This window comes from Sanguibacter sp. Z41_6, from assembly GCF_059621145.1.
Window position 1 is genome coordinate 18,486 of sequence record NZ_JCAQIF010000003.1, and the last position, 22,803, is coordinate 41,288.

General features: G+C 71.9%; 22 protein-coding genes. 7 read left to right on the forward strand and 15 right to left on the reverse strand.

Going from position 1 to position 22,803, the window contains the following annotated elements:
- Positions 1-80: 80 nt before the first annotated feature.
- Together infC and AC54T1_RS07685 are read right to left on the reverse strand one after the other, a co-directional pair.
- Positions 81-1,169, reverse strand: coding sequence for a translation initiation factor IF-3 (infC, locus tag AC54T1_RS07680; RefSeq protein ID WP_496911577.1), 1,089 nt, complete (start codon positions 1,167-1,169; stop codon positions 81-83).
- Positions 1,170-1,460: 291 nt separating this feature from the next.
- Positions 1,461-2,297: a helix-turn-helix transcriptional regulator gene (locus AC54T1_RS07685; protein WP_496911578.1), complete on the reverse strand. Its 837-nt coding sequence runs from the start codon at positions 2,295-2,297 to the stop codon at positions 1,461-1,463.
- 77 nt (positions 2,298-2,374) lie between these two features.
- Between AC54T1_RS07685 and ilvD the strand changes: the two genes are divergently transcribed.
- Genes ilvD through AC54T1_RS07705 form a run of 4 tightly spaced genes read left to right on the forward strand, consistent with a single transcriptional unit; the run spans position 2,375 to position 6,201 of the window.
- Positions 2,375-4,228 carry a dihydroxy-acid dehydratase gene (gene ilvD / locus AC54T1_RS07690; protein WP_496911579.1) on the forward strand — a complete coding sequence of 618 codons (1,854 nt, stop codon included), beginning with the start codon at positions 2,375-2,377 and terminating at the stop codon, positions 4,226-4,228.
- Positions 4,229-4,280: 52 nt separating this feature from the next.
- Complete coding sequence (locus AC54T1_RS07695; RefSeq protein WP_484345374.1) at positions 4,281-4,661, forward strand: DUF1844 domain-containing protein; 381 nt, start codon at positions 4,281-4,283, stop codon at positions 4,659-4,661.
- Positions 4,658-5,437 carry a hypothetical protein gene (locus tag AC54T1_RS07700; protein WP_496911580.1) on the forward strand — a complete coding sequence of 260 codons (780 nt, stop codon included), beginning with the start codon at positions 4,658-4,660 and terminating at the stop codon, positions 5,435-5,437. Before AC54T1_RS07695 ends, AC54T1_RS07700 begins: the two co-directional genes overlap by 4 nt.
- Positions 5,434-6,201, forward strand: a complete 768-nt coding sequence (locus AC54T1_RS07705; RefSeq protein WP_496911581.1) for a S1C family serine protease — start codon at positions 5,434-5,436, stop codon at positions 6,199-6,201. The genes AC54T1_RS07700 and AC54T1_RS07705 overlap by 4 nt, the downstream gene beginning before the upstream one ends.
- A 9-nt stretch (positions 6,202-6,210) precedes the next feature.
- Here AC54T1_RS07705 and AC54T1_RS07710 read toward each other — a convergent pair whose 3' ends face one another.
- The 6 genes from AC54T1_RS07710 to AC54T1_RS07735 all read right to left on the reverse strand — a co-directional run bounded on the left by AC54T1_RS07710 (position 6,211) and on the right by AC54T1_RS07735 (position 10,717).
- Positions 6,211-6,957 (reverse strand): SseB family protein, encoded by a 747-nt coding sequence (locus AC54T1_RS07710; RefSeq protein WP_496911582.1) that lies wholly within the window; start codon positions 6,955-6,957, stop codon positions 6,211-6,213.
- Complete coding sequence (priA, locus tag AC54T1_RS07715) at positions 6,954-7,685, reverse strand: bifunctional 1-(5-phosphoribosyl)-5-((5-phosphoribosylamino)methylideneamino)imidazole-4-carboxamide isomerase/phosphoribosylanthranilate isomerase PriA (protein ID WP_496911583.1); 732 nt, start codon at positions 7,683-7,685, stop codon at positions 6,954-6,956. Before priA ends, AC54T1_RS07710 begins: the two co-directional genes overlap by 4 nt.
- A gap of 137 nt (positions 7,686-7,822) precedes the next feature.
- A complete protein-coding gene (gene hisH, locus AC54T1_RS07720; protein ID WP_496911584.1) occupies positions 7,823-8,467 on the reverse strand; it encodes an imidazole glycerol phosphate synthase subunit HisH in 645 nt (214 codons plus the stop codon).
- Between the two features lie 2 nt (positions 8,468-8,469).
- Positions 8,470-8,931, reverse strand: a complete 462-nt coding sequence (locus tag AC54T1_RS07725) for a hypothetical protein (RefSeq protein ID WP_496911585.1) — start codon at positions 8,929-8,931, stop codon at positions 8,470-8,472.
- Positions 8,928-9,545, reverse strand: coding sequence for an imidazoleglycerol-phosphate dehydratase HisB (hisB, locus tag AC54T1_RS07730; protein WP_484345367.1), 618 nt, complete (start codon positions 9,543-9,545; stop codon positions 8,928-8,930). Before hisB ends, AC54T1_RS07725 begins: the two co-directional genes overlap by 4 nt.
- Positions 9,542-10,717 (reverse strand): histidinol-phosphate transaminase, encoded by a 1,176-nt coding sequence (locus AC54T1_RS07735; protein WP_496911586.1) that lies wholly within the window; start codon positions 10,715-10,717, stop codon positions 9,542-9,544. Before AC54T1_RS07735 ends, hisB begins: the two co-directional genes overlap by 4 nt.
- A gap of 96 nt (positions 10,718-10,813) precedes the next feature.
- Between AC54T1_RS07735 and AC54T1_RS07740 the strand changes: the two genes are divergently transcribed.
- On the forward strand, positions 10,814-13,534 hold the full coding sequence (locus tag AC54T1_RS07740) for a RecQ family ATP-dependent DNA helicase (protein WP_496911587.1): 2,721 nt from the start codon (positions 10,814-10,816) through the stop codon (positions 13,532-13,534).
- Positions 13,535-13,590: 56 nt separating this feature from the next.
- A complete protein-coding gene (locus AC54T1_RS07745; RefSeq protein ID WP_496911588.1) occupies positions 13,591-14,418 on the forward strand; it encodes an alpha/beta fold hydrolase in 828 nt (275 codons plus the stop codon).
- Here AC54T1_RS07745 and hisD read toward each other — a convergent pair.
- Positions 14,411-15,736: a histidinol dehydrogenase gene (gene hisD / locus AC54T1_RS07750; RefSeq protein WP_496911589.1), complete on the reverse strand. Its 1,326-nt coding sequence runs from the start codon at positions 15,734-15,736 to the stop codon at positions 14,411-14,413. The two genes, AC54T1_RS07745 and hisD, sit on opposite strands and share 8 nt — an antisense overlap.
- Before the next feature lie 76 nt (positions 15,737-15,812).
- Between hisD and AC54T1_RS07755 the strand changes: the two genes are divergently transcribed.
- Complete coding sequence (locus AC54T1_RS07755) at positions 15,813-16,031, forward strand: RNA-binding S4 domain-containing protein (RefSeq protein ID WP_484345362.1); 219 nt, start codon at positions 15,813-15,815, stop codon at positions 16,029-16,031.
- Positions 16,032-16,039: 8 nt separating this feature from the next.
- On the opposite strand, the gene AC54T1_RS07760 is transcribed toward AC54T1_RS07755, so the two are convergent.
- From AC54T1_RS07760 to AC54T1_RS07785, 6 genes are read right to left on the reverse strand one after another with little or no spacing between them, the layout of a single operon-like run.
- Positions 16,040-16,447, reverse strand: coding sequence for a PPOX class F420-dependent oxidoreductase (locus AC54T1_RS07760; protein ID WP_484345361.1), 408 nt, complete (start codon positions 16,445-16,447; stop codon positions 16,040-16,042).
- An 11-nt stretch (positions 16,448-16,458) separates the two neighbouring features.
- On the reverse strand, positions 16,459-16,992 hold the full coding sequence (locus tag AC54T1_RS07765) for an NUDIX hydrolase (RefSeq protein ID WP_496911590.1): 534 nt from the start codon (positions 16,990-16,992) through the stop codon (positions 16,459-16,461).
- Complete coding sequence (gene dnaE / locus AC54T1_RS07770) at positions 16,989-20,543, reverse strand: DNA polymerase III subunit alpha (RefSeq protein WP_484345359.1); 3,555 nt, start codon at positions 20,541-20,543, stop codon at positions 16,989-16,991. The genes AC54T1_RS07765 and dnaE overlap by 4 nt, the downstream gene beginning before the upstream one ends.
- A gap of 9 nt (positions 20,544-20,552) precedes the next feature.
- On the reverse strand, positions 20,553-21,119 hold the full coding sequence (locus AC54T1_RS07775) for a GNAT family N-acetyltransferase (protein ID WP_496911591.1): 567 nt from the start codon (positions 21,117-21,119) through the stop codon (positions 20,553-20,555).
- Positions 21,106-22,044 carry an RluA family pseudouridine synthase gene (locus AC54T1_RS07780; protein WP_484345357.1) on the reverse strand — a complete coding sequence of 313 codons (939 nt, stop codon included), beginning with the start codon at positions 22,042-22,044 and terminating at the stop codon, positions 21,106-21,108. The genes AC54T1_RS07775 and AC54T1_RS07780 overlap by 14 nt, the downstream gene beginning before the upstream one ends.
- Complete coding sequence (locus tag AC54T1_RS07785; RefSeq protein WP_496911856.1) at positions 22,044-22,700, reverse strand: signal peptidase II; 657 nt, start codon at positions 22,698-22,700, stop codon at positions 22,044-22,046. The genes AC54T1_RS07780 and AC54T1_RS07785 overlap by 1 nt, the downstream gene beginning before the upstream one ends.
- Positions 22,701-22,803 lie beyond the last annotated feature (103 nt).

The following is a 22,803-nucleotide window of genomic DNA, read 5'->3' on the forward strand; positions in this document are numbered from 1 at the left end:
TGTCGTGTCGACATCCGACGTCGTGCGGGCGGAGCCGGTGGGCTCCAACCGGTGAGGTCCAGGACCTCGTCAGGTGGTCGTTACTCGCTCGGCTTCGGAGCGGGCTTGGGTGCTGCCGGCCGTGGGGCTCCAGCAGGCTTCGCAGCAGCTCCCGGCTTGGCGGTCGGACGCGGCGTTGCAGGCTTGGGAGCCGCCGCCGGCTTCGCTGCCTCTGCCGGCTTCGCTGCCTCTGCGGGCTTCGCTGCCTCCACGGGCTTCGCGGGGTCAGCAGCAGCGGGTCGAGCAGCAGGCCTCGACGCAGGCGCAGGACGTGAGGCCGGCGCCGGACGCGAGGCAGGAGCGGGACGCGAAGCAGGTGCGGGACGCGAGGCCTGGGCCGGACGCGACGCGGGCGCGGGACGCGACGCAGCAGCGGGTGCTGCGGCTGGCGCCTCGGCGGGCGCGGCGCTGGCGACAGGCACCTCCGCCTGGGCGACGGCGACCTGTGCCTCGAAGTCCGACGGTCCGGACTCCTCGGCAGGCTCGGGCGCCGGACGCTCAGGACGCTCCGCCTTCGCGGGCTGCGCCTCCTGTGCGCGACGGCGCTGCTCGTTCTTGGCCTCGGCCTTCTTCTTCGTCGGGCCGAGCACCATGATCATGTTGCGCCCGTCCTGCTTGGGCATGGACTCGATGAAGCCGAGCTCCGAGACGTCCTCGGCCAGGCGCTGCAGGAGCCGGACACCCATCTCCGGACGCGACTGCTCACGCCCGCGGAACATGATCATGACCTTGACCTTGTCGCCGGCGCTGAGGAAGCGCTCGACGTGGCCCTTCTTCGTCCCGTAGTCGTGCGGGTCGATCTTCAGGCGGAACCGGATCTCCTTGAGGACGGTGTTCGCCTGGTTGCGGCGCGCCTCACGGGCCTTCATGTCCGACTCGTACTTGAACTTGCCGTAGTCCATGAGCTTGCACACCGGCGGGCGTGCGTCAGGGGCGACCTCGACGAGGTCCAGGTCCGCGTCCTGGGCAAGGCTCAGGGCGACCTCAATGCGGACGACGCCGACCTGCTCCCCTGCGGGGCCGACGAGCCGGACCTCGGGGACACGGATCCGATCGTTGATGCGAGGCTCGCTGATGTGATGCTCCTCAAGACTTGTGGGAGTTCCGTCGGGAATGAGAAAGGCCCCCATCCCTGAGCACAGGGTGGGGGCCAGCAATCCGATGCCCGAGCGTCCCGCACGCTCACGCGTACGTCGATGCTCGACGCGGTCGCTCGGACGCGCGAGCGTCCGGTCGACTCGGACCGGAACCCGGACTCTGTTGTCACCATGGGTGAGCGATCGAGACTCGGGTGGGATGGACTCCACTTGTGCACCGCTCATCCGTTCTGACGCCTTCCCGGGAACTTCCGGGCGGGCAGCAGGTGGTCGAGCGGTCGGTCGACTGCTGACTCTAGCACGACCGGCGGGTCGTCATCATCCTCATGCGGCACGGAGCAACGTCGAGAGCCTCGTCGGTGTCATGCCGTCGTCGAGAGGCGTGTAGACGACGATGTGCAGCTCGGGGTGGTCCGCCGGCGTGAGCGTGTGCTGCTCGAGGTGCAGGTGCCCCACGCGGGGGTGGTGGAACAGCCGCTCGCGCGAGGCGAAGCCCTCGATGTCGTGGCTGAGCCACCCCTCGCGGAACTCCGGGCTGGCGTCGTGCAGCCGCGCGACGAGCCGGGCCACCGCAGGGGCGCCGAGGTGAGGCCCCACCTCGGCACGGAACTCGGCGAGGAACCGTCGGCTGTCGACGTCCCAGGCGGGCAGGAGCTCACGGACGTACGGATCCGTGAACACGAGCCAGAGGAGGTTGCGCTCGCCCGGAGCCACGACCGCGACGTTCGGGTACAGCGCCGCGTAGGCAGGATTCCATGCGGCGATGCTCCAGTCCGGGGCGATCGCGAACGCGGGTGAGGAGTCGAGCGAGTCGAGGAGGCGCCGGACGTGGCCCGGCGCGGTCGCGTCCACGGCATCCGGCACCGCGGAGGGTGCGGCATACCCGGCGAGCGACAGCACGTACGTGTGCTCGGCCGCTGACAGGCGCAGGGTGCGCGCGACGGCGTCGAGCACCTGCCGGGAGGGACGGATGTCGCGGCCCTGCTCGAGCCAGGTGTACCAGGTGACCGAGACTCCGGAGAGGTAGGAGACCTCCTCGCGCCGCAGGCCCGAGGTGCGTCCGCGTCCGACCGCCGGCAACCCCAGGTCTGCCCGGGCGAGCTGCCCCCGCCGGGCCCGCAGCAGCGCTCCGAGCTCGTGGCGCTGCTCCTGGGTGGTCACGCGCTCATGCTAGTAGTGCCAGTACTAGCATCCGGACCGTCTTCCCGGGCATGCCCGCCGTCGGGGAGACTGCGAGCATGCCCACACTCCGCTCCCGCACAGTCACCCACGGCCGCAACATGGCCGGCGCCCGCGCCCTCCTGCGCGCTGCCGGCGTCGAGCGGGAGGACATCGGCAAGCCGATCATCGCCGTCGCGAACAGCTTCACCGAGTTCGTGCCCGGCCACACCCACCTGCAGCCCGTCGGACGCATCGTCTCGGACGCCATCAAGGCGGCGGGCGCGGTGCCGCGCGAGTTCAACACCATCGCCGTCGACGACGGCATCGCGATGGGCCACGACGGGATGCTCTACTCGCTCCCGTCGCGCGACCTCATCGCCGACTCCGTCGAGTACATGGTCGAGGCGCACCGCGCGGACGCGCTCATCTGCATCAGCAACTGCGACAAGATCACCCCCGGCATGCTCATGGCAGCGCTGCGGCTCAACATCCCGACGGTCTTCGTCTCGGGCGGGCCCATGGAGGGCGGCACGGCCGTCCTCGTCGACGGCTCCGTGCGGACCCGGCTCAACCTCGTCTCGGCGATCGCGGACGCGGTCGCCGACGACGTCTCGGACGCCGACATCGCCCGCATCGAGGAGGCGGCCTGCCCCACGTGCGGCTCGTGCTCCGGCATGTTCACCGCGAACTCGATGAACTGCCTCACCGAGGCCCTCGGCCTCGCGCTCCCCGGCAACGGCTCCGTCCTGGCGACGCACACCGCGCGGCGCGGCCTCTACGAGGACGCGGGACGGGCCGTCGTCGACATCACGCGCCGGTACTACGAGGACGGCGACGAGTCGGTGCTGCCCCGGAGCATCGCCTCGCGCGCCGCGTTCGACAACGCGATGTCCCTGGACATCGCGATGGGCGGCTCGACGAACACCGTCCTGCACCTGCTCGCAGCCGCCCAGGAGGCCGGGCTCGACTACACGCTCACCGACATCGAGGAGCGCTCCCGTGCGGTGCCGTGCCTGAGCAAGGTCGCACCCAACGGGATCTACCTCATGGAGGACGTGCACCGCGCCGGCGGTGTGCCCGCGATCCTCGGCGAGCTCTACCGTGCCGGGCTGCTCGACGAGGACGTGACGACCGTCCACTCGTCGTCGATGAAGGAGTGGCTGACCGCGTGGGACATCCGCAGCGGCTCCCCCTCCCCGGAGGCCGTCGAGCTCTTCCACGCCGCGCCCGGCTGCGTCCGCTCCGCGACCGCGTTCTCCCAGTCGGAGCGGTGGCACTCCCTCGACACCGACGCCGCGAACGGGTGCATCCGCGACGTCGCGCACGCCTACTCCGCGGACGGCGGGCTCGCCGTCCTGCGCGGGAACCTCGCGCCCGACGGCGCCGTCGTGAAGACCGCGGGCGTCGACGAGTCGATCTGGACGTTCAAGGGCCCGGCGGTCGTCGTGGAGTCCCAGGAGGACGCCGTCGAGGCGATCCTCTCCGGACGGATCGTGCCCGGAGACGTCGTCGTCATCCGGTACGAGGGCCCCCGTGGCGGACCGGGCATGCAGGAGATGCTCTACCCGACGTCCTACCTCAAGGGTCGGGGCCTCGGCGCAGCCTGCGCGCTCATCACCGACGGACGCTTCTCCGGCGGGACGTCGGGGCTGTCGATCGGCCACGTCTCCCCCGAGGCGGCGTCCGGCGGAGCGATCGCCCTCGTCGAGGACGGGGACACGATCGTCATCGACATCCCCTCGCGCACCATGCACCTCGACGTCCCGGACGCCGTGCTCGACGAGCGTCGAGCAGCGATCGAGGCGGGCGCTGGATACGTACCGCGGACCGTGCGGCCACGACGCGTCTCGACCGCACTGCGGGCGTACGCCGCGCTCGCGCTCTCCGCCGACAAGGGCGCCGTGCGCGACGTCACGCGGCTCGGCGGGTAGCCGCAGGTGTTCACGGTCGACCGCAGCACCCCGACTTTGTGACAATGGGGCCATGACCTCCGAGCAGACCGACCCCCGCCAGCCCGCACCCCACGAGCACAGCGCGCCGCAGGCGATCCGTGACATCGCGGACGTGGCGGCCGTCGAGGTCATCACGACCGCGGCCGTGCACCTCATGAGCGCCGCCGCGGTCAAGTGCGGGCTGGCCGACGAGGCGGACGCCGGACGGCATCTCGACCTCGACGAGGCACGCAAGCTCATCAACGCCCTCGCCGCGCTCGTCACGACAGCGGCGCCGGACATCGGCAGCCAGCACGCACGCTCGCTCCGCGACGGGCTGCGCTCGCTCCAGCTCGCGTTCCGTGAGGCGTCGATCTACCCGGACGCTCCGGGTGAGGGCCCGGGCGAGAAGTTCACCGGGGCCGTGAGTTGACCGACCCCTCGCCCTGGGCCGGCGAGCGCCCCGCCCGGGACCACGGCGACGACGGGGCGAGGGACGTCCCGGCGGACTATCCTCCTGCGGCGAGACCGAGCTTCGACATCCCGGTGTCCGCGCCCGTGAGCGTGCACCTCGGCGGGACCGACCCCGCCCTTCCCGTGCCTGTCCACGCTCCGCGGCCCGAGGATGCCGCACGTGCCGGGGCGGACGGACGCCGCGACGCCGGGGATCTCGGCGTCCGGGCGCGCCGCGTCCGGCGACGGCCAGGTGCACGTGCCGGGCTCTGGGTGCTGTCGGTCCTTCTCGTGCTCGCCCTCGCCGGCGGCGCCTACGTCGGATACCTCGCGGTCCGGTGGGCGGACCGCAGCGACGCGTGGGAGGCGGAGTCGCGGGCCCTCGGCGCCGAGGTCGCGGAGCTCACCGGCGACGTGAGCGGCATGACGGCGGAGCTCACGACGGTGCGGGACCAGCTTGCGACCGCGCAGACGAGGATCACCGAGCTCGCCGACGAGAAGGCCCAGGTCGGAGACGACCGGGAGAGCCAGAAGATCATCGCCGAGGACGTCCAGGAGGTCGCTGAGACCGCGCTCGACGTCTCGGCCGCCCTCGGTGACTGCATCACGGCCCAGAACACGCTCCTCAACCTCATGGCGGAGCCTGACGCGACGACCCCCGAGGCCGTCCAGACGGCCGTCGACCAGGCGGAGTCGGTGTGCTCAGCGGCGGTGGACGACTACAACTCGCTCCAGGACGACCTGGCGGAGCTGTGACAGTCACCGCGCGCCGTACCGGCGCCGCCGCTCTCCCCCGGGCCGTCCTCTCGCGTGCAGCAGCGGTCGTCGCACTGGCCGCCTGCACCGCGTGCGGCATCCTGCCCGACGCGCCGCCGCCGATGCCCGAGACCGTGGTGCCGAGCCTGGCCCCCGGGGCTCCTGAGGGCCAGGGCAACCTCTCGGCCGACGGGTTCGACGCTGCGCAGCAGATGGCCGTGCGGATCCGCAACGTCAGCTGTGACGGCGTCGTGCGCGGGACCGGCTTCGCGATCGACGCCCGCACCCTCATCACGAACAAGCACGTCGTGGAAGGCAGCACGCAGATCCAGCTGAGCACGTACGACGGGCGTGACGTCGACGTGACGAACTCCGGGACGGCTGATCTCGCCGATCTCGCGATCGTCCGCACGACCGAAGACCTGGACGCGTACCCCGACCTCGCGGTCGAGGACCCGCAGCCCGGTGACGACGTCACCGTCGTCGGCTATCCCAACGGGGGGCAGCTCACTGCGACCAAGGGCGCGGTCATCGCCTACACGTCGGACCCGCTCAACGCCAACCTCGGTCAGGTGCTCCTCACGGACGCGCCGGTGGAGCCAGGCAGCTCGGGTTCCGCGGCGCTCGACGAAGAGGGGCGGGTCATCGGAGTCGTCTACGCGAAGAACGGCCAGGGTCAGAGCTACGTCGTCCCCGTGAGCACCCTGCGCGGCCTGCTGGACGACGACGCCGGATTCGCAGCACAGACCCCACCGACCTGCTGAGGCAGCCGGTCAGGCGCGGTCGGCACGCCCGACGCGCAGCTCGAGCGAGTCGACCCGCTCGCTGATCACCGTGCTCGCGCCGAGCGCCTGGTTGACCTCGGCGAGCACGGCATCGAGCTGCCCCCGGGTGAGGCCCCCGTCGATCCCGAGCACCACCGCGACCTCGGCGCCCCGCCCGACGTCGGCACGCACGCGGACGACCGAGGGCACGGCACCGACGGCCTCGGCGATCGCGGCAGCGACCTCCGGGTCCACGACCCCTTCGGCGACGGCCGGCGTCCACCGCTGCCCCCGGGCGATGGCCCACACCGCCGGACGCGGCACGACCACGCTCACCGGCCCGCCCGGATCGAGGACGAGCAGCGCCCAGCCCTCCTCCACCGCGGACAGCGCGGCACGCGCGGCGTCCGCCGGAACGGGACGTGCCGCAGGGCTCCAGGCGGCCATCGAGGCGACGCTCGAGAACACCGGCAGCGCCTGACGACCGTCTGCGGACTGCAGCGCGACGACGCCCGCTGACGCCTCCTTGTCCACCTCGAAGCCGTGGTCACCGGCCCCGCTCGCCTCGAGCTCGGCCAGCACGGGGACGAGCACGCGGGCAGCAGCGAGCCGCGTCACCACCTCGGCGAGCGTCGCCTCGCCCCGCGCGTAGTGGTCGAGCGTCGCGGCGAGTGCGGGATCAGCCGACCCGTCGTCACCGGCGAACGGTGAGGCGCCGGGCAGCGCCCGGCCGGAGGGCTGTGCGTCGTCGGTCACGGACGCCCTGCGACGTCGAGCGCCTGCGGAAGGGTGAACGCGCCCGCGTAGAGCGCCTTGCCGACGATCGCGCCCTCGACCCCCGCGGGGACGAGCTCACGCAGCGCCTCGAGGTCGAGCAGGCTGGAGATCCCGCCGGACGCGACGACCGGGGAGCTCGTGCGGCTGCTGACGTCGCGGAGCAGGTCGATGTTGGGGCCGCGCAGGGTCCCGTCCTTCGTCACGTCGGTGACGACGTACCGGGGGCACCCCGCTGCCTCGAGGCGGTCGAGCACCTCCCAGAGGTCTCCACCCTCCTGGGTCCAACCACGGGCGGCAAGGGTCGTGCCGCGGACATCGAGACCCACGGCGATCGCGTCACCGTGCTCGGCGATGACCCGTGCGGTCCACTCCGGGTTCTCCAGCGCCGCCGTGCCGAGGTTCACGCGAGCGCATCCCGTCGCGAGTGCGCGCGCGAGCGACTCGTCGTCGCGGATACCGCCGGACAGCTCGACCTTGACGTCGAGCCGGCCGACGACCTCCGCGAGCTGCTCCGCGTTCGACCCACGGCCGAACGCGGCGTCGAGATCCACGAGGTGCACCCACTCCGCCCCGCCGTCCTGCCAGTCGAGCGCCGCGGTGAGCGGGTCGCCGTAGCAGGTCTCGGAGCCGGCCTCCCCCTGGACGAGCCGGACGGCCTGTCCGTCGGCGACGTCGACAGCAGGGAGCAGGATGAGGCGGTCTGACATGGTGGGTGGATCCTCTCGGGGACCGTGGGTACGGGCTGGACGGAGACGAGCGGTGGCGGCCCGAGGGGGCACACCGGGGGAAGAGCCGCGGGGCCGAGGACGGACGGTCGCCGGGCCGGGTGCGGCTCACGGTCGGGTCAGAGCGTGCGGATCCAGTTGCGGAGCAGCTGCGCGCCGGCGTCCCCCGACTTCTCGGGGTGGAACTGGGTCGCCGACAGCGGGCCGTTCTCGACGGCCGCGACGAACCGACCCCCGTGGTCGGACCACGTGACGAGCGGAGGGCGGAACCGGTCGTCGTGCGCGGCTCCGGCGCCCAGCGTGAAGTCGCGCGCCGCGTAGGAGTGGACGAAGTAGAACCGCTCCTCCTCGATGCCCTCGAAGAGGACCGAGCCCTCGGCCACGTCCACGGTGTCCCACCCCATGTGGGGCACCACGGGCGCTTCGAGGCGGTCGACGACCCCGGGCCACTGGGCGAGGCCGTCCGCGTGGACGCCGTGCTCCTCGCCCGCGTCGAACATGACCTGCATCCCGACGCAGATGCCGAGGACGGGACGTCCGCCAGCGAGCCTGCGCTCGATGATCTGCCCGCCCCTGACGGCATCGAGGCCCCGCATCACCGCCGCGAACGCCCCCACCCCGGGAACGACGAGGCCGTCGGCCTCCCCTGCGGCACGCGGGTCCGCGGTGAGCTCGACGGTCGCTCCGGCACGCTCGAGCGAACGGACAGCGGACCTGACGTTGCCGAAGCCGTAGTCGAGGACGACGACCTTCTTCCCTGTCACGTTCACCGCTTCCCCCGGGCTGCTCGTGCGGTGGCGGTCAAGGACCGCATCGCCTTCCAGCGGGACATCCCGACGCTCGACACGACACCCTCGACGTCGTGGACCGAGACGGCACCGAGGAGCAGGTCCTCGAACTCGTGGGGGGCGCCGTCGAGCACGAGTCCCGGCGCGAGGTCACCGGTCCGCGTGCCGTCGAGCCACTGGCCCGCACGGATCTGGCCGCCCTCGGCCTCGACGAGGAGGAGGGGGACGGATCGCGCCACGGTCGAGACAGCCGCCGCGATCGCGGGCGCGCTCTCCGGGTCCCGGCAGACCGCGTACGCGCCGATCGGGGACGTGACGGCATCCACCTGCGCCTTGTGCACGGCGCAGGCGGCAGCGAGCGCCTCGGCGGTCGCGATCTGGGTGAGCAGGATCGCGATGCGTGGGCTGGCCTCGGGCCGGTCCGGCGTCGGGGCGCTCATAGCGCGCCCTTCGTCGACGGGATGCCGACGACGCGTGCGTCGGGCTCCACCGCGGCGCGCAGAGCGCGCGCGAGGGCCTTGAACTGGGCCTCGACGATGTGGTGGGGGTCGCGGCCGGCGAGCACGCGCATGTGGATGCAGATCCCCGCGTGGTGCGCGATCGACTCGAGGACGTGCCGGGTGAGCGATCCCGTGAAGTGGCCGCCGATGAGGTGGTACTCCTGACCAGCCGGCTCGCCCGTGTGGACGAGGTAGGGGCGGCCCGAGACGTCGACGACCGCCTGCGCGAGGGCCTCGTCGAGCGGGACGGTGGCGTCGCCGAAGCGTCCGATGCCGCTCTTGTCCCCGAGGGCGACACGGAGCGCCTCGCCGAGCGCGATGGCGACGTCCTCCACCGTGTGGTGGGCGTCGATGTGCGTGTCGCCCGTGGCGCGGACCGTGAGGTCGACGAGGGAGTGCTTGCCCAGCGCGGTGAGCATGTGGTCGTAGAACGGGACCGACGTGGAGATCTCCGTGCGACCCGTCCCGTCGAGGTCGATCTCGACGAGGACGCTCGACTCGCTCGTCGTGCGCTCGATGCGCGCAGCGCGCCGGGCCGTCTGGTCAGCGGTCACAGTCCTGCTACCTCCACGAGTGCTTCCTTGAATGCGGTCATGTCCTGCGGGGTTCCGACAGAGACGCGGAGCCAGCCCTCGGGCCCGGTCTCACGGACGAGCACGCCGCGGTCGAGAAGACCCTGCCACACGGCGTGACGGTCGTCGAACCTGCCGAAGAGCACGAAGTTCGCGTCGGTGTCCGCCACGACGAGCGGCTGCCCGCCGCGGCGCTGGGCCCGCAGCCACGCGACGGTCTCGTCGCGCTCGACCCGCAACGCGTCGACCTGGGCGAGCAGTGCCCCGGAGTGCTTGAGTGCCGCCCGCGCCACCGCCTGGGTCACCGCGGACAGGTGGTACGGCAACCGGACCACGCGCAGGGCGTCGACAAGGTCCGTGGACGCCGCCAGGTACCCCAGGCGCGCACCCGCCAGCGCGAAGGCCTTGGACATCGTGCGGCTCACGGCGAGGTTGGGGTAACGGTCGAGGAGCTCGAGCGCCGACGGCACGCCCGAGCGACGGAACTCGGCGTACGCCTCGTCGACGACGACGACCGCTGCCGCCCCGTCGAGGTCCACGGCGAGCGCCGCCTCGCAGACCGCCTCGACCGTGGACAGCGGCAGCGTGGTTCCCGTGGGGTTGTTGGGGCTCGTGAGAAGGATCACGGCGGGCTGGTGCTCGGCGATCGTGGCGACGGCGACCTCGGGGTCGACCGTGAAGTCGGGCTCGCGCGGGCCCGCAACCCACGCCGTGAGGGAGTCTCGTGCATACTCCGGGTACATCGAGTAGGTCGGCGCGAACGACAGCGCCGTACGTCCCGGACCCCCGAACGCCTGCATGAGGTGCAGCATGACCTCGTTGGACCCGTTGGCCGCCCACACCTGCTCCGGCGCCACCCGGACGCCGGACTCGGTCGCGAGGAAGTCGGCCAGGTCGCCGCGCAACCCCAGGAACTCGCGGTCCGGGTAGCGATTGAGGGTGCCGGCCGCGACGGCGACGTCGCGCGCGATGGTCTCGATGACGTCGGGCGCCGGCGGGTACGGGTTCTCGTTGACGTTGAGCAGGTGCGCGACGTCCAGCTGCGGGGCTCCGTAGGGCTCCATGCCGGCGATGCCGTCACGGACGGGCAGCCGGAAGGGTCGCTCGGCTGCAGGACGCGCGGAGGCGGCTGACGAGAGGGAGGGCGGGGTCACCGTCCCAGTCTACTGAGCGTGTCGAGGCGATAGCTGCGTCCACAGCCTGCGCGGCGGGGTCGTCGACCAGGGCGCACGCTCCGTAGGCTGGAGACCATGACCTCACCCGGTGAACCGACCCCTGCGGACGACGCCGAGACTCCCCCGGCCGCCTCGTCGCCGCGGCAGCGCGGGCCGAAGCGGTGGGGGATCGAGCCCGACTGGTCGAAGCTCCCGTCGACCCCCCGGCGCCGGCCCATGATCGACGACGGGCCGGGGTGGGGGGCGTCGTCGTTCGACGCCCGGGCCTCGGACGACGAGGCGCAGCACAGGGCGTCGCCGGCGCCCGCCTGGCAGACGCCGGGCTTTGTCACCCCCGAGCCCACCGAGCCTGCGCCGAGCACACCAGCACCCGCAGCAGACCCGGCTCCGCGCCGGGAGCCGGCCGCCCCCACGACTCGTCCGGAGACAGACATGACGGCACGACCGACCCACGCCCCCGACCCGGCGACGGACCGACGACGGACGACGGCCTCCGACGACCCGTACGCGGACGTCCCGTACTTCGACGAGCCCGCTCTCGAGGACCCCGACGACCACCGTCCGGGGGACGTGTCCGGCCAGGCACGCACCACCGGACCGTCCACGCCCGGGACAGATCGACCGACGGTGCGAGCGACAGCCGCCCGCCCCCGGGTCACGGTGGGTCCGGACGAGGACCTGCGGGGCGAGGCCGAGGCTGCCCTGCAGCGCCTCGTGGGGCGCAGCGACGCAGTGCTGCGGGACGACCAGTGGACCGCGATCGACGCCCTCGTGCGAGAGCAGCGACGAGCGCTCGTCGTCCAACGCACAGGGTGGGGCAAGTCCGCCGTGTACTTCGTCGCCACCGCGCTCCTGCGCGCTCGCGGCGCAGGGCCGACGATCATCGTCTCGCCCCTCCTCGCGCTCATGCGGGACCAGATCGCGGCGGCGGAGCGGGCGGGTATCCGCGCCGCGACGATCAACTCAGCGAACGTCACCGAGTGGGACGAGATCCACGAGCGGATCGCCGCGGGTCAGATCGACGTCCTGCTCTGCTCCCCGGAGCGGTTGAACAACCCCGCCTTCCGCGACGAGGTCCTTCCACGCCTCGCGGCCGACGCCGGTCTCGTCGTCATCGACGAGGCGCACTGCGTCTCGGACTGGGGGCACGACTTCCGCCCCGACTACCGCCGCATCCGCACGCTGCTCGCCGAGCTGCCGGAAGGCATCCCGGTGCTGGCCACGACCGCCACGGCCAACGCACGCGTCACCCAGGACGTCGCCGAGCAGCTCGAGATCGCCGGCGACGACGCCCGGACCGAGGTCCTCGTGCTGCGAGGCGGTCTCGACCGCGAGTCGTTGCACCTTGCCGTCCTGCGGCTGCCGGACCAACCCAGCCGCGTCGCGTGGCTCATGGAGCTGCTGAGCTCGACGACGGGCTCCGGGATCGTCTACTGCCTCACCGTGTCCGTCGCCGAGCAGGTGGCGTCCCAGCTCAAGGAGGCAGGCATCCCGGTGGCGGCCTACACCGGCCGGACGGACCCGACGGAGCGCGAGGCGCTCGAGGCCGACCTCAAGGCGAACCGGGTGAAGGCGCTCGTCGCCACCTCCGCGCTCGGGATGGGTTTCGACAAGCCGGACCTCGCGTTCGTCGTGCACATGGGGGCACCGAGCTCCCCCATCGCCTACTACCAGCAGGTCGGGCGCGCCGGCCGTGGCGTCGACGAGGCACTCGTCGTGCTGCTGCCCGGCGAGGAGGACCGGCGGATCTGGGAGTACTTCGGGTCCCTCGCGTTCCCCCGCGAGGACCAGGTCCGCGCGACCCTCGACGCACTGGCCCGCGGCGGCACCCTGTCGGCACCGTTCCTCGAGACCCAGGTCGACCTCACACGTTCCCGCCTGGAGATGATGCTCAAGGTCCTCGACGTCGACGGGGCGGTCAAGCGCGTCAAGGGGGGGTGGGAGTCCACCGGCCGGGGATGGACGTACGACGCGGAGCGGTACCGCAGGGTCGAGCAGGCGCGGCTCGCCGAGCAGGCCACGATGGTCGACTACGTGACGACGGACGAGTGCCGCATGGCGTTCCTGCGGGCCACCCTCGACGACCCGGAGCTCGTCCCGGGCACCCGGTGCGGGCGGTGCGACACCTGTGGTGGGGTGACCCTGCCCGCTGCTCCCTCGACCGACCACGTCGCACAGGCCCGCAGGGCCATGGACACGCCCGGCGTCGTCGTGGAGCCGCGCAAGATGTGGCCGTCCGGGATGGCCTCTCTCGGCATCGAGCTCCAGGGGAAGATCCCGCCCGCCGCCCAGCACGCAGCCGGTCGCGCGGTCGCGCGCCTCGACGGGCTCGGCTGGTCGCAGCCCCTGCGCGAGCTCTTCGCTCCCGAGCGCGCGGACGGCGAGGTCCCGGTGGCGCTGCGCAGGGCCGCCGTCCAGGTGCTCGACGCCTGGCCCGAGGGCACCGCCGTCGACGGGGTGGTCGCCCTGCGGTCCGTCACCCGGCCCGTGCTCGTCATACACCTCGCGCAGGGCCTCGCGAAATACCTCGGCAAACCGTTCGTCGGGACGGTGGGACCCGTTCCGGCGCACCAGGATCCTCCACGGCACGACGTGAACTCCGCCATGCGCCTCGCAGCGGTGCACCAGCGCCTCGCGCTCGAGCTCGCCCCCGCCGCGCTCGCCGGGCTCGCGGGCCGCTCGATCCTGCTCGTCGACGACTACGTGGACTCCGGATGGACGCTCGCCGTCGCGACGCGACTGCTGCGCGACGCCGGTGCCGCGAAGGTCGTCCCGCTCGTGCTGGCGCAACGGTGACCCGCGGCGCACCATAGCAGGGGGGCAGCACCCGACCGTCCGACGGGAGCCACGGCATGACCGAGCACAAGATCCGTCTGCCCGACGGGCGCGTCCTGCGGGCGCACGCCGCGGGGCCGCAGGATGCGACAGCAACCATCCTCTGGCATCACGGCTCGCCCCAGACGGGTGCCCTGCTGCCGCCCGTGGTGGCCGCGGCCGAGGCCCTCGACGCGCGGGTCGTGTCGTACGGGCGACCGAGCTACGGGGGCTCCACACCGTCCCCCGGACGTGATGTCGCCTCCGCGGCCCTGGACGTCCTCGCCGTGCTCGACGCTCTCGACGTCCGCACGTGCGTGACGCTCGGAGCGTCCGGGGGCGGTCCACACGCACTCGCGTGCGCCGCGCTGCTCACGGACCGGGTGCGCGCCACCGTCTGCCTCGCCGGGCTCGCGCCGATCACGGCGTCCATCGACTGGTTCGCCGGGATGCACTCCGACGCCGCGCTCCGGGCGGCGTGCGCCGGGCGCGAGGCGCGTGCTGCGCTGGCCGCGGAGGAGGAGTTCGACCCGCGCTCCTTCACGGACGCGGACTGGGCGATGCTCGGGAGCACCTGGGCGTCCCTGGGGCAGGACTCCGGACGTGCCGAGGAGGCTGGCGTGGACGGGCTCGTCGACGACGACGTGGCGTTCGTCCGCGACTGGGGGTTCGACCTCGCGACTCTCCGCACACCCGTGCTTCTCGTGCACGGCATGCGGGACCGGGTGGTGCCCGTGTCGCACTCCCGCTGGCTCGCGCGGACGCTGCCGACAGCCGAGCTGTGGCAGCGTCCGGACGACGGGCACGTCTCCGTGCTCGCGGCGCTCCCTGCCGCGGCAGCCTGGGCGGTCGCCCGGATCAGCTGAAGCGCGCCTGCACGGCCTCGCCGTGGGCGGGGAGGTCTTCCGCGCGCGAGAACGCGACGATCTTCGAGGCGATCTCCGCCAGGCCCTCACGCGAGTACTCGATGACCTGCACCGCCTTGATGAAGCTGTGCACACCGAGCCCGGACGCGAAGTGCGCGCATCCCCCGGTCGGCAGCACGTGGTTCGAGCCCGCCATGTAGTCACCGAGGGACACGGGCGAGTACGGACCGACGAAGATCGCCCCGGCGCTCGTGATCCGGTCAGCGACGGCCGAGGCGTCGACCGTCTGGATCTCGAGGTGCTCGGCCCCGTACGCGTTGACGACCTCGATGCCGTGGTCGACGCTGTCGACGATGACGATCCCCGACTGCGGGCCGGACAGGGCCTGCAGGATCCGCGCCGAGTGGGCCGCGACGCCGGCGCGCCCGTCCAGGCGGGCCTCGACCGCACCGGCCAGCTCGACGCTCGGCGTGACGAGCACCGATGCGGCCGACGGGTCGTGCTCGGCCTGGCTGATGAGGTCCGCCGCCACGTGGTCCGGGTCGGCGGTGCCGTCGGCGAGCACCGCGATCTCGGTGGTTCCTGCCTCCGAGTCGATCCCGACGACGCCCCGCACCGCACGCTTGGCTGCCGTGACGTAGACGTTGCCGGGACCGGTGACCACGTCGACCGGCTCGCACAGCACCGCGCCGTCCTGGGGTTCGCTGCCGCTCGCGCCGTACGCGAACATGGCGACCGCCTGCGCACCGCCGACGGCGTACACCTCGTCGACGCCCAGGAGTGCACACGCGGCGAGGATGGTGGGGTGCGGGAGACCGTCGTTCTCCTTCTGCGGCGGGGACGCCACCGCGAGGGAGGGCACACCGGCCTCCTGAGCAGCGACGACGTTCATGACGACCGACGAGGCGAGCGCGGCAAGCCCACCGGGGACGTAGAGCCCCACCCGACCGACCGGCACCCACCGCTGCCGGACCCGGGCGCCGGGGGCGAGGTCGACGGTGAAGCCAGCGGGCTTCTGCGCCGCGTGCACGGTCCGGACGCGGGAGATGGACTCCTCGATCGCGCTGCGGACCTCGGGGTCGAGGCCCGCGAGCGCTGCCTCGAGGGCAGCCGACGGGACGCGCAGGTGCTCCGGACGGACCCCGTCGAACCGCTCCGCGAGATCACGGAGCTCAGCCGCACCACGGGCACGCACGCCGGCGATGATCGGTGCCACGCGCTCGGCGGCGTCCGCGACACGCAGCTGGGGGCGCGGGAGCACGGCGACGAGCTGACGGGCTGACAGGGAGCGACCGCGCAGGTCGAGTCGGTTGATCACCCCTCCATCCTAGGCGGCGGCAGGGCGGCTGCCGAGGAATTTTCGCGCATGCTCCCCGGGGACGACAATGGTCTCCATGAGCACCGTTCCCATCAGCGACGACGTCATCCGCCTCGGGCAGTTCCTCAAGCTCGCGAGCCTCGCCGAGTCCGGTGCGCAGGCGAGGGACCTCATCGCCGACGGTGAGGTGAGCGTCAACGGTGAGGTCGACACCCGGCGGGGCCGCCAGCTGCGCAAGGGTGACGTCGTCGAGGTCGACTCCCCGACGGGCAGGGCGAGCGCCACGGTCGGCTGAACCGGTCCTCAGCGCTGCATGTAGCTCGAGCTCATGACCCGGTCGGCGGTGATCTCGATGACGACGCGGCGCGGGTTGACGGACGGTTCCTTGTACCGGCGCGCGTAGCGGCGCTCGGCGTCGAGGACGCGGTCAGGGTCGTCCGAGACCCGCGTGGGCCCTTCGAGCGTGATCCAGCGGCCGCCGTCGACCTGGCAGACCGCGGCCCGCGGCGCCGTCCCGCCCGGTCCGGGCCGAGCGGCGTTGCGGGCCTTGACCGACGGGCCGCTCGTGATGATCCGGACGAGGCCCGTCTCCGGGTCCCACGTGAAGCCCACGGGCACGACGTGCGGGCTGCCGTCGGCGCGCAGGGTCGTCAGGGTGGCGAGGTGCCGTTCGATGAGGAACACGTGCTGCTCTGGGGTCAGGTGGATCACGAGGTCCGAGTCTAGGCGTGACGTGGCCGGGCGGCCTCGCGGTGCGGGCGCGGGCCGTCGACCTCCTGCGGAGCCGCGAAGCCGAAGGACATGAACGACGGTGGCGTCCCCACGGCCAGGGCGTCGAGCACCGCGCGCTCGTGCGGGACCACCGGGTCGGGGAGTGCGTCGAGGGGGAACCACCGCAGGTCTGCCGCCTTGTCGTGCTCGCGGAGGCGCGGCTCTCCGTCCCACTCCCTGCACGCGAAGAAGAAGTCGACCCGTTCCTCGTCCGGCCCGATGCCGGCATTCGTCCGGTGCATGACGGTCACCGGTGCGAGACGGTCCGGGCTCAGGTGGAGGCCGAGCTCCTCGAACGCCTCGCGGCATGCGGCCGCGTCCGCGGGTTCGCCCTCCTCGACGTGCCCAGCGGCGCCCGCCGCCCAGTGCCCGTCCATGTAGCCCGTGCCGCGGCGCAGCTGCAGCAGCACCGATGGTCCGGGCTCGTCCCTGACAAGGAACACGTAGGCCGCTGGCACCACACGGAACCGCCGAGCGGGCGTCACGGGGCGAGACACCCCGGCCCGAGCAGAGCCTTGAGGTCACCGAGCAGGGACGGCGTGCGCTCCACCCGGAGGTTGTCGTCCAGGCGGAGCACCTTGGCGCGGCCCGGTGTCGTGAGCTTGAGGTGCACCTCGGTGACCCCGGGGTGGGTCCGCAGGATCTCCCGGATCCCCTCGACGACCGGCTGGGTGCACCGGGACTCCGCGAGCGTGACGAGCACGGGTGCGTCCGCCACGGCCGAGACGTCGGGCAGCGACACCTCCATGGCCTGGAGCTGCATCGTCTCGTCGCGTCGTCGGACACGTCCCCGCAGCACGACGACCTGGTCCTCCGCGAGGATCGTCGAGTACGCGAGATACGTCTCACCGAAGAACATCACCTCGACACCGCCGTCGAGGTCCTCGATCGTCACCGCCGCCCACGGGTTCCCCTGCTTGGACATCTTGCGCTGCAGCGAGGTGATGAGCCCCGCGATGACGACCGTGGAGCCGTCGGGCCGGGCGTCGTCGGCGAGCAGCGTGGCGATCGACACCTCGGCGGCCTGCTGGAGCACGTGCTCGAGGCCGGAGAGCGGGTGGTCGGAGACGTAGAGCCCGAGCATGTCCCGCTCGAACGCGAGCAGCTGTTTCTTGTCCCAGTCCGGCAGGTCGGGGATGTCGACGCTGAACGACATCCCGTCGTCGGCGCCGTCGTCCCCGCCGAACCCGGCGAAGAGGTCGAACTGCCCCTCTGCCTCCTTGCGCTTGACCCCGATGACCGAGTCGACCGCCTGCTCGTGCACGACCTGCAGCGCCCGCCGCGTGTGCCCGAGAGAGTCGAACGCTCCTGCCTTGATGAGGGACTCGACGGTCCGCTTGTTGCACACGACGGCCGGGACCTTGTCGAGGAAGTCCGTGAACGACGTGAAGTCGCCCTTGGCCTCGCGCGTCGCGACGACGGCGTCGACGACGTTCGCGCCGACGTTGCGCACCGCGGTGAGTCCGAACCGGATGTCGGTGCCGACGGCGGTGAAGTTCGCCGAGGACGAGTTGACGTCCGGCGGCAGGACCGTGATGCCCATGCGCCGGCACTCGTTGAGGTAGAGCGCCGACTTGTCCTTGTCGTCGCGGACGCTCGTGAGCAGCGCCGCCATGTACTCGGTGGGGTAGTTCGCCTTGAGGAACGCCGTCCAGTAGGACACGACCCCGTACGCGGCGGAGTGCGCCTTGTTGAACGCGTAGTCCGAGAACGGCAGGAGGATGTCCCACAGCGCCTTCACGGCGGCCATCGAGTACCCGCGCTCGACCATCCCGCCGGAGAAGCCCTCGAACTGCTTGTCGAGCTCGGACTTCTTCTTCTTGCCCATCGCGCGACGCAGGATGTCCGCCTGACCGAGCGTGAAGCCGGCGACCTTCTGCGCGATCGCCATGACCTGCTCCTGGTACACGATCAGGCCGTGCGTCGTGCCGAGGATCTCCTGGAGCGGCTCCTCCAGCTCCGGGTGGATCGGCACCACCGGCTGCGCGCCGTTCTTGCGCAGCGCGTAGTTCGTGTGGGAGTTGGCGCCCATGGGGCCTGGTCGGTACAGCGCACCGACGGCGGAGATGTCCTCGAAGTTGTCGGGACGCATGAGCTTGAGCAGCGTCCGCATGCCGCCGCCGTCGAGCTGGAACACCCCGAGCGTGTCTCCACGTCCGAGCAGCGCGTACGTCGCGGGGTCGTCGAGCGTGAGCGTCTCGAGCTCGACCGGCTCCTTGCCGTTCATGACGATGTTCTCGAGGGCGTCGTCGAGGATCGTGAGGTTCCGCAACCCCAGGAAGTCCATCTTGATGAGCCCGAGCTCTTCGCACTTGGGGTAGTCGAACTGCGTGATGACGGCGCCGTCCTGCGGACGGCGCATGATGGGGATGATGTCGATGAGCGGGTCGCTCGACATGATGACGCCCGCCGCGTGGACACCCCACTGGCGCTTCAGCCCCTCGATGCCCTTGGCGAGCTCGACGACGCGCTGCGCATCGGGGTCCGTGGCGTGGACCTGGCGGAACTCCTCCGCCTCGTTGTAGCGCTTGTCCGCCGGGTCGAAGATCCCGGTGAGCGAGATGTCCTTGCCCATGATGGCCGGGGGCATGGCCTTCGTGAGCTTCTCGCCCATCGCGTAGGGCAGCCCGAGCAGCCGGCTCGAGTCCTTGAGAGCCTGCTTGGCCTTGATCGTGCCGTAGGTGACGATCTGCGCGACGCGGTCCTCGCCGTACTTCTCCGTGACGTACCGGATGACCTCGCCGCGCCGGCGCTCGTCGAAGTCGACGTCGAAGTCGGGCATCGAGACGCGGTCAGGGTTGAGGAACCGCTCGAACAGCAGACCGTGCTGGATGGGGTCGAGGTCCGTGATGCGCATCGCGTACGCGACCATCGAACCGGCACCGGAGCCACGCCCCGGACCGACCCGGATGCCGTTGTTCTTCGACCAGTTGATGAAGTCGGCGACGACGAGGAAGTACCCCTCGAACCCCATCTGCGAGATGACCCGCGTCTCGTAGTCCGCCCGCTCGCGCACCTCGGTCGAGATCCCGTCCGGGTAGCGGTACCGCAGCCCGGCCTCGACCTCCTTGATGAACCACGAGGTCTCGTCCTCGCCCGGCGGGCAGGGGTAGTTCGGCATGTAGTTGGCGGAGGTGTTGAACGACACCTCGCACTGCTCGGCGACGAGCAGCGTGTTGTCGCAGGCCTCGGGCAGCTCCGCCCACGTGCGCCGCATCTCCGCGGCCGACTTCACGTAGTAGCCGTCGCCGTCGAACGTGAACCGGTCCGGGTCCGCGAGGGTGGAGCCGGAGTTGATGCACAGGAGTGCGTCGTGCGCGTCGCTGTCCTCCTGCTTGACGTAGTGCAGGTCGTTCGTCGCGAGCAGCGGCGCACCGATGTCCTGCGACAGGCGCATGAGGTCCTTGAACACGCGCGTCTCGATGTCGAGACCGTGGTCCATGAGCTCGACGTAGAAGTACTCCTTGCCGAAGATGTCCTGCAGCTCGCCAGCCGCCCGGACGGCCTCGTCGTACTGGCCCAGGCGCAACCGGGTCTGCACCTCGCCGGAGGGGCACCCGGTCGAGGCGACCATGCCCGAGCCGTACCGCGAGAGCAGGTCGCGGTCCATCCGGGGCCACTTGCCGAGCTGCCCCTCGAGCGAGGCGAGGGAGCTCATGCGGAACAGGTTGTGCAGCCCGTCGTTGTTCCGTGCCCACATCGTCAGGTGGGTGTAGGCGCCGCGCGCCGAGACGTCGTCGGCCTCCTGGCCCTTCTCGCCGAAGCGGACCCGCGTCTGGTCGAACCTGCTCGTCCCGGGTGTGACGTACGCCTCGACGCCGATGATGGGCTTCACGCCCGCGTCGGTCGCCTGCTTCCAGAAGTCGTAGGCACCGAAGAGGTACCCATGGTCCGTCGTGGCGATGGCCCGCTGACCGAGGCGCTTCGTCTCCTCGAAGAGGTCTCCGAGCCGCGCGGCCCCGTCGAGCATCGAGTACTCGGTGTGCACGTGCAGGTGGACGAAGTCCTCGGACGTCGAGGAGACAGCAGACGGCATGCGACGAGTCTAAGTCGCGCGGACGACCTTCCAGGCGTCCCGGTGCCAGATGTTCGCGTCGAGGTAACGGTCGTCACCGATGACGTACCCGAGGCGGCGGTAGAACCCCGCGGCCGACTCCTGGGCGCTGAGCTCGATCCTGACCGACCCGTCGACGGCGTGCTGGGCGAGCGCGACGCGCTCGAGCTCGGTCATGAGCCGCGCACCCGTCCCCGTGCCCCGCCACGGCGCACGGACGGCCACCCGACCGATGTGCACGACACCCGGGTGAGCGGGATCCCACAGGACCCGCCCCGTCGCGACCGCCGCTTGGCCAGGCGCCTCCGCGCCGCCGGGCGCGTCTGCCCCGCGGAGCTCCCCCGCAGCGGCGACCTGGTCGCGTGCCACCAGGAGCACGTGCGTGGTCGTCGGATCGGTGTCGGCCGCGTCGATCTCCTCCTCCACGGGTACCCGCTGCTCGACGACGAACACCTCGGTCCGCACGTGCCACGCAGCCTCGAGCTGCTCGCGCGTCGCCACCCGGACGACGTCGAGGGCCTCCGTGCGCGCCGGAGGCTGCCCGTCAGCGATAGACATCGCGCACGACCTCGAGGGCGTCCGCAAGGTCCTGCGGGTACTCGCTCGTCACCTCGACCCAGGCGCCCGTGGCCGGGTGCTCGAAGCCGAGCCGGTGCGCGTGCAACCACTGCCGGGAGAGCCCGACCCGCGCGGCGAGCCTCGGGTCAGCGCCGTACGTGAGGTCGCCGACGCACGGGTGGCGCAGCGCCGAGAAGTGCACCCGGATCTGGTGGGTGCGGCCGGTCTCGAGGTGCACCTCGACGAGCGACGCGGCAGAGAGCATCTCGAGCACCTCGTAGTGCGTCACCGAGGGCTTGCCCGACGCTGTGACCGCGAACTTGTAGTCGGCGCTCGGGTGCCGACCGATCGGCGCGTCGATGGTGCCCGTCGTCGGCTCGGGATGACCCTGGACGAGCGCGTGGTAGACCTTCTCCACCGTCCGCTCCTTGAAGGCCCGCTTGAGCACGGAGTACGCGTGCTCGCTCTTGGCGACCACCATGAGCCCGGAGGTCCCGACGTCGAGCCGGTGGACGATCCCCTGCCGCTCCTGGGCACCCGAGGTCGAGACCCGGTAGCCCGCAGCCACGAGCGCGCCGACCACGGTCGGGCCGGTCCACCCCACGGACGGATGGGCAGCGACGCCGACGGGCTTGTCGACGACGACGATGTCGTCGTCGTCATACATGATCGACATCCCCGGCACGGGCTCGGCGACGACCTCGGGGCCCGGCCGCGCGTCCGGCCCCGGGAGCTCGACCTCGAGCCAGCCGCCGGCGTGCAGACGATCCGACTTGCCGACGGTCGCGCCGTCGAGGCGGACGCCGCCCTCGGCGGCGACCTGCGCCGCGACGGTCCGGGAGAGTCCGAGCATGCGCGCCAGGGCGGCATCCACCCGCTCCCCCGCGAGCCCGTCAGGCACCGGGAGCGCGCGCAGCTCTCCCATCAGTCCTCGTCCTCCACCCCGTCACCGGCACCGGCACCGGCACCGGCGCGGTTCCGCGGACCACCGTCCAGCGGCACGTTGAGGAGGGTGAGCACAGCGATCCCCACGGCGGCAGCAACGATGGCGATGTCGGCGACGTTCCCGACGAAGGGGCCGTAGTCGATGAAGTCCACGACATGACCCTCGGGGAAGCCCGGGGCCCGGAACAGCCGGTCCACGAGGTTGCCGACTGCCCCGCCGAGGACGAGTCCGAGGGCGACACCCCACGGCACGGATCGCACCGACCGCGCCATGATGACGACGGCGACGACGACCACCGCGGCGACGAGTGTCAGCAGCCACGTCATCCCGCTGCCGAGCGACAGCGCCGCACCGGAGTTGTAGATGAGCCGGAGCTGGACGAGCTCGCCGAGGAGAGGCTCTGCCGCGGCTCCGGACGTGAGCGTCGACTCGGCCCACATCTTCGTCAGCTGGTCGACGACGAGCACCACGACGGCGAGAGCGCCGATCCGCAGGAGCGGGCCAGCACCACGCCCCCCCGACCCGGACGTCGGCGCGCCGCCGTCCTCGTTCGAGGTGGTCCGGCTCGGCGCCGCGGCGGGATCCGCAGGGGTGTCCTCGTGGCCGAGGGCGGGGTCGTCAGCAGTCTCAGACATCACCGTTGAAGTCTCGCACGTCCGAGCAGCGACCTCTGTCACGGCCGTCTCCATCGTCCGGTCGTCCGCCTGGAGGACCGGACGGCTCCCCCGGTCTGGTGGG

Excerpts from the sequence above, each read along its gene's own strand:
- AC54T1_RS07695 (WP_484345374.1), top strand. The coding sequence starts at position 4,281 with ATGACCTCCGAGCAGACCGACCCCCGCCAGCCCGCACCCCACGAGCAC.
- ilvD (WP_496911579.1), top strand. The coding sequence starts at position 2,375 with ATGCCCACACTCCGCTCCCGCACAGTCACCCACGGCCGCAACATGGCC.
- AC54T1_RS07785 (WP_496911856.1), bottom strand. The coding sequence starts at position 22,700 with ATGTCTGAGACTGCTGACGACCCCGCCCTCGGCCACGAGGACACCCCT.
- AC54T1_RS07775 (WP_496911591.1), bottom strand. The coding sequence starts at position 21,119 with ATGTCTATCGCTGACGGGCAGCCTCCGGCGCGCACGGAGGCCCTCGAC.
- AC54T1_RS07755 (WP_484345362.1), top strand. The coding sequence starts at position 15,813 with ATGAGCACCGTTCCCATCAGCGACGACGTCATCCGCCTCGGGCAGTTC.
- dnaE (WP_484345359.1), bottom strand. The coding sequence starts at position 20,543 with ATGCCGTCTGCTGTCTCCTCGACGTCCGAGGACTTCGTCCACCTGCAC.
- AC54T1_RS07740 (WP_496911587.1), top strand. The coding sequence starts at position 10,814 with ATGACCTCACCCGGTGAACCGACCCCTGCGGACGACGCCGAGACTCCC.
- AC54T1_RS07780 (WP_484345357.1), bottom strand. The coding sequence starts at position 22,044 with ATGGGAGAGCTGCGCGCGCTCCCGGTGCCTGACGGGCTCGCGGGGGAG.
- priA (WP_496911583.1), bottom strand. The coding sequence starts at position 7,685 with ATGTCAGACCGCCTCATCCTGCTCCCTGCTGTCGACGTCGCCGACGGA.
- AC54T1_RS07745 (WP_496911588.1), top strand. The coding sequence starts at position 13,591 with ATGACCGAGCACAAGATCCGTCTGCCCGACGGGCGCGTCCTGCGGGCG.
- infC (WP_496911577.1), bottom strand. The coding sequence starts at position 1,169 with ATGGGGGCCTTTCTCATTCCCGACGGAACTCCCACAAGTCTTGAGGAG.
- AC54T1_RS07725 (WP_496911585.1), bottom strand. The coding sequence starts at position 8,931 with ATGAGCGCCCCGACGCCGGACCGGCCCGAGGCCAGCCCACGCATCGCG.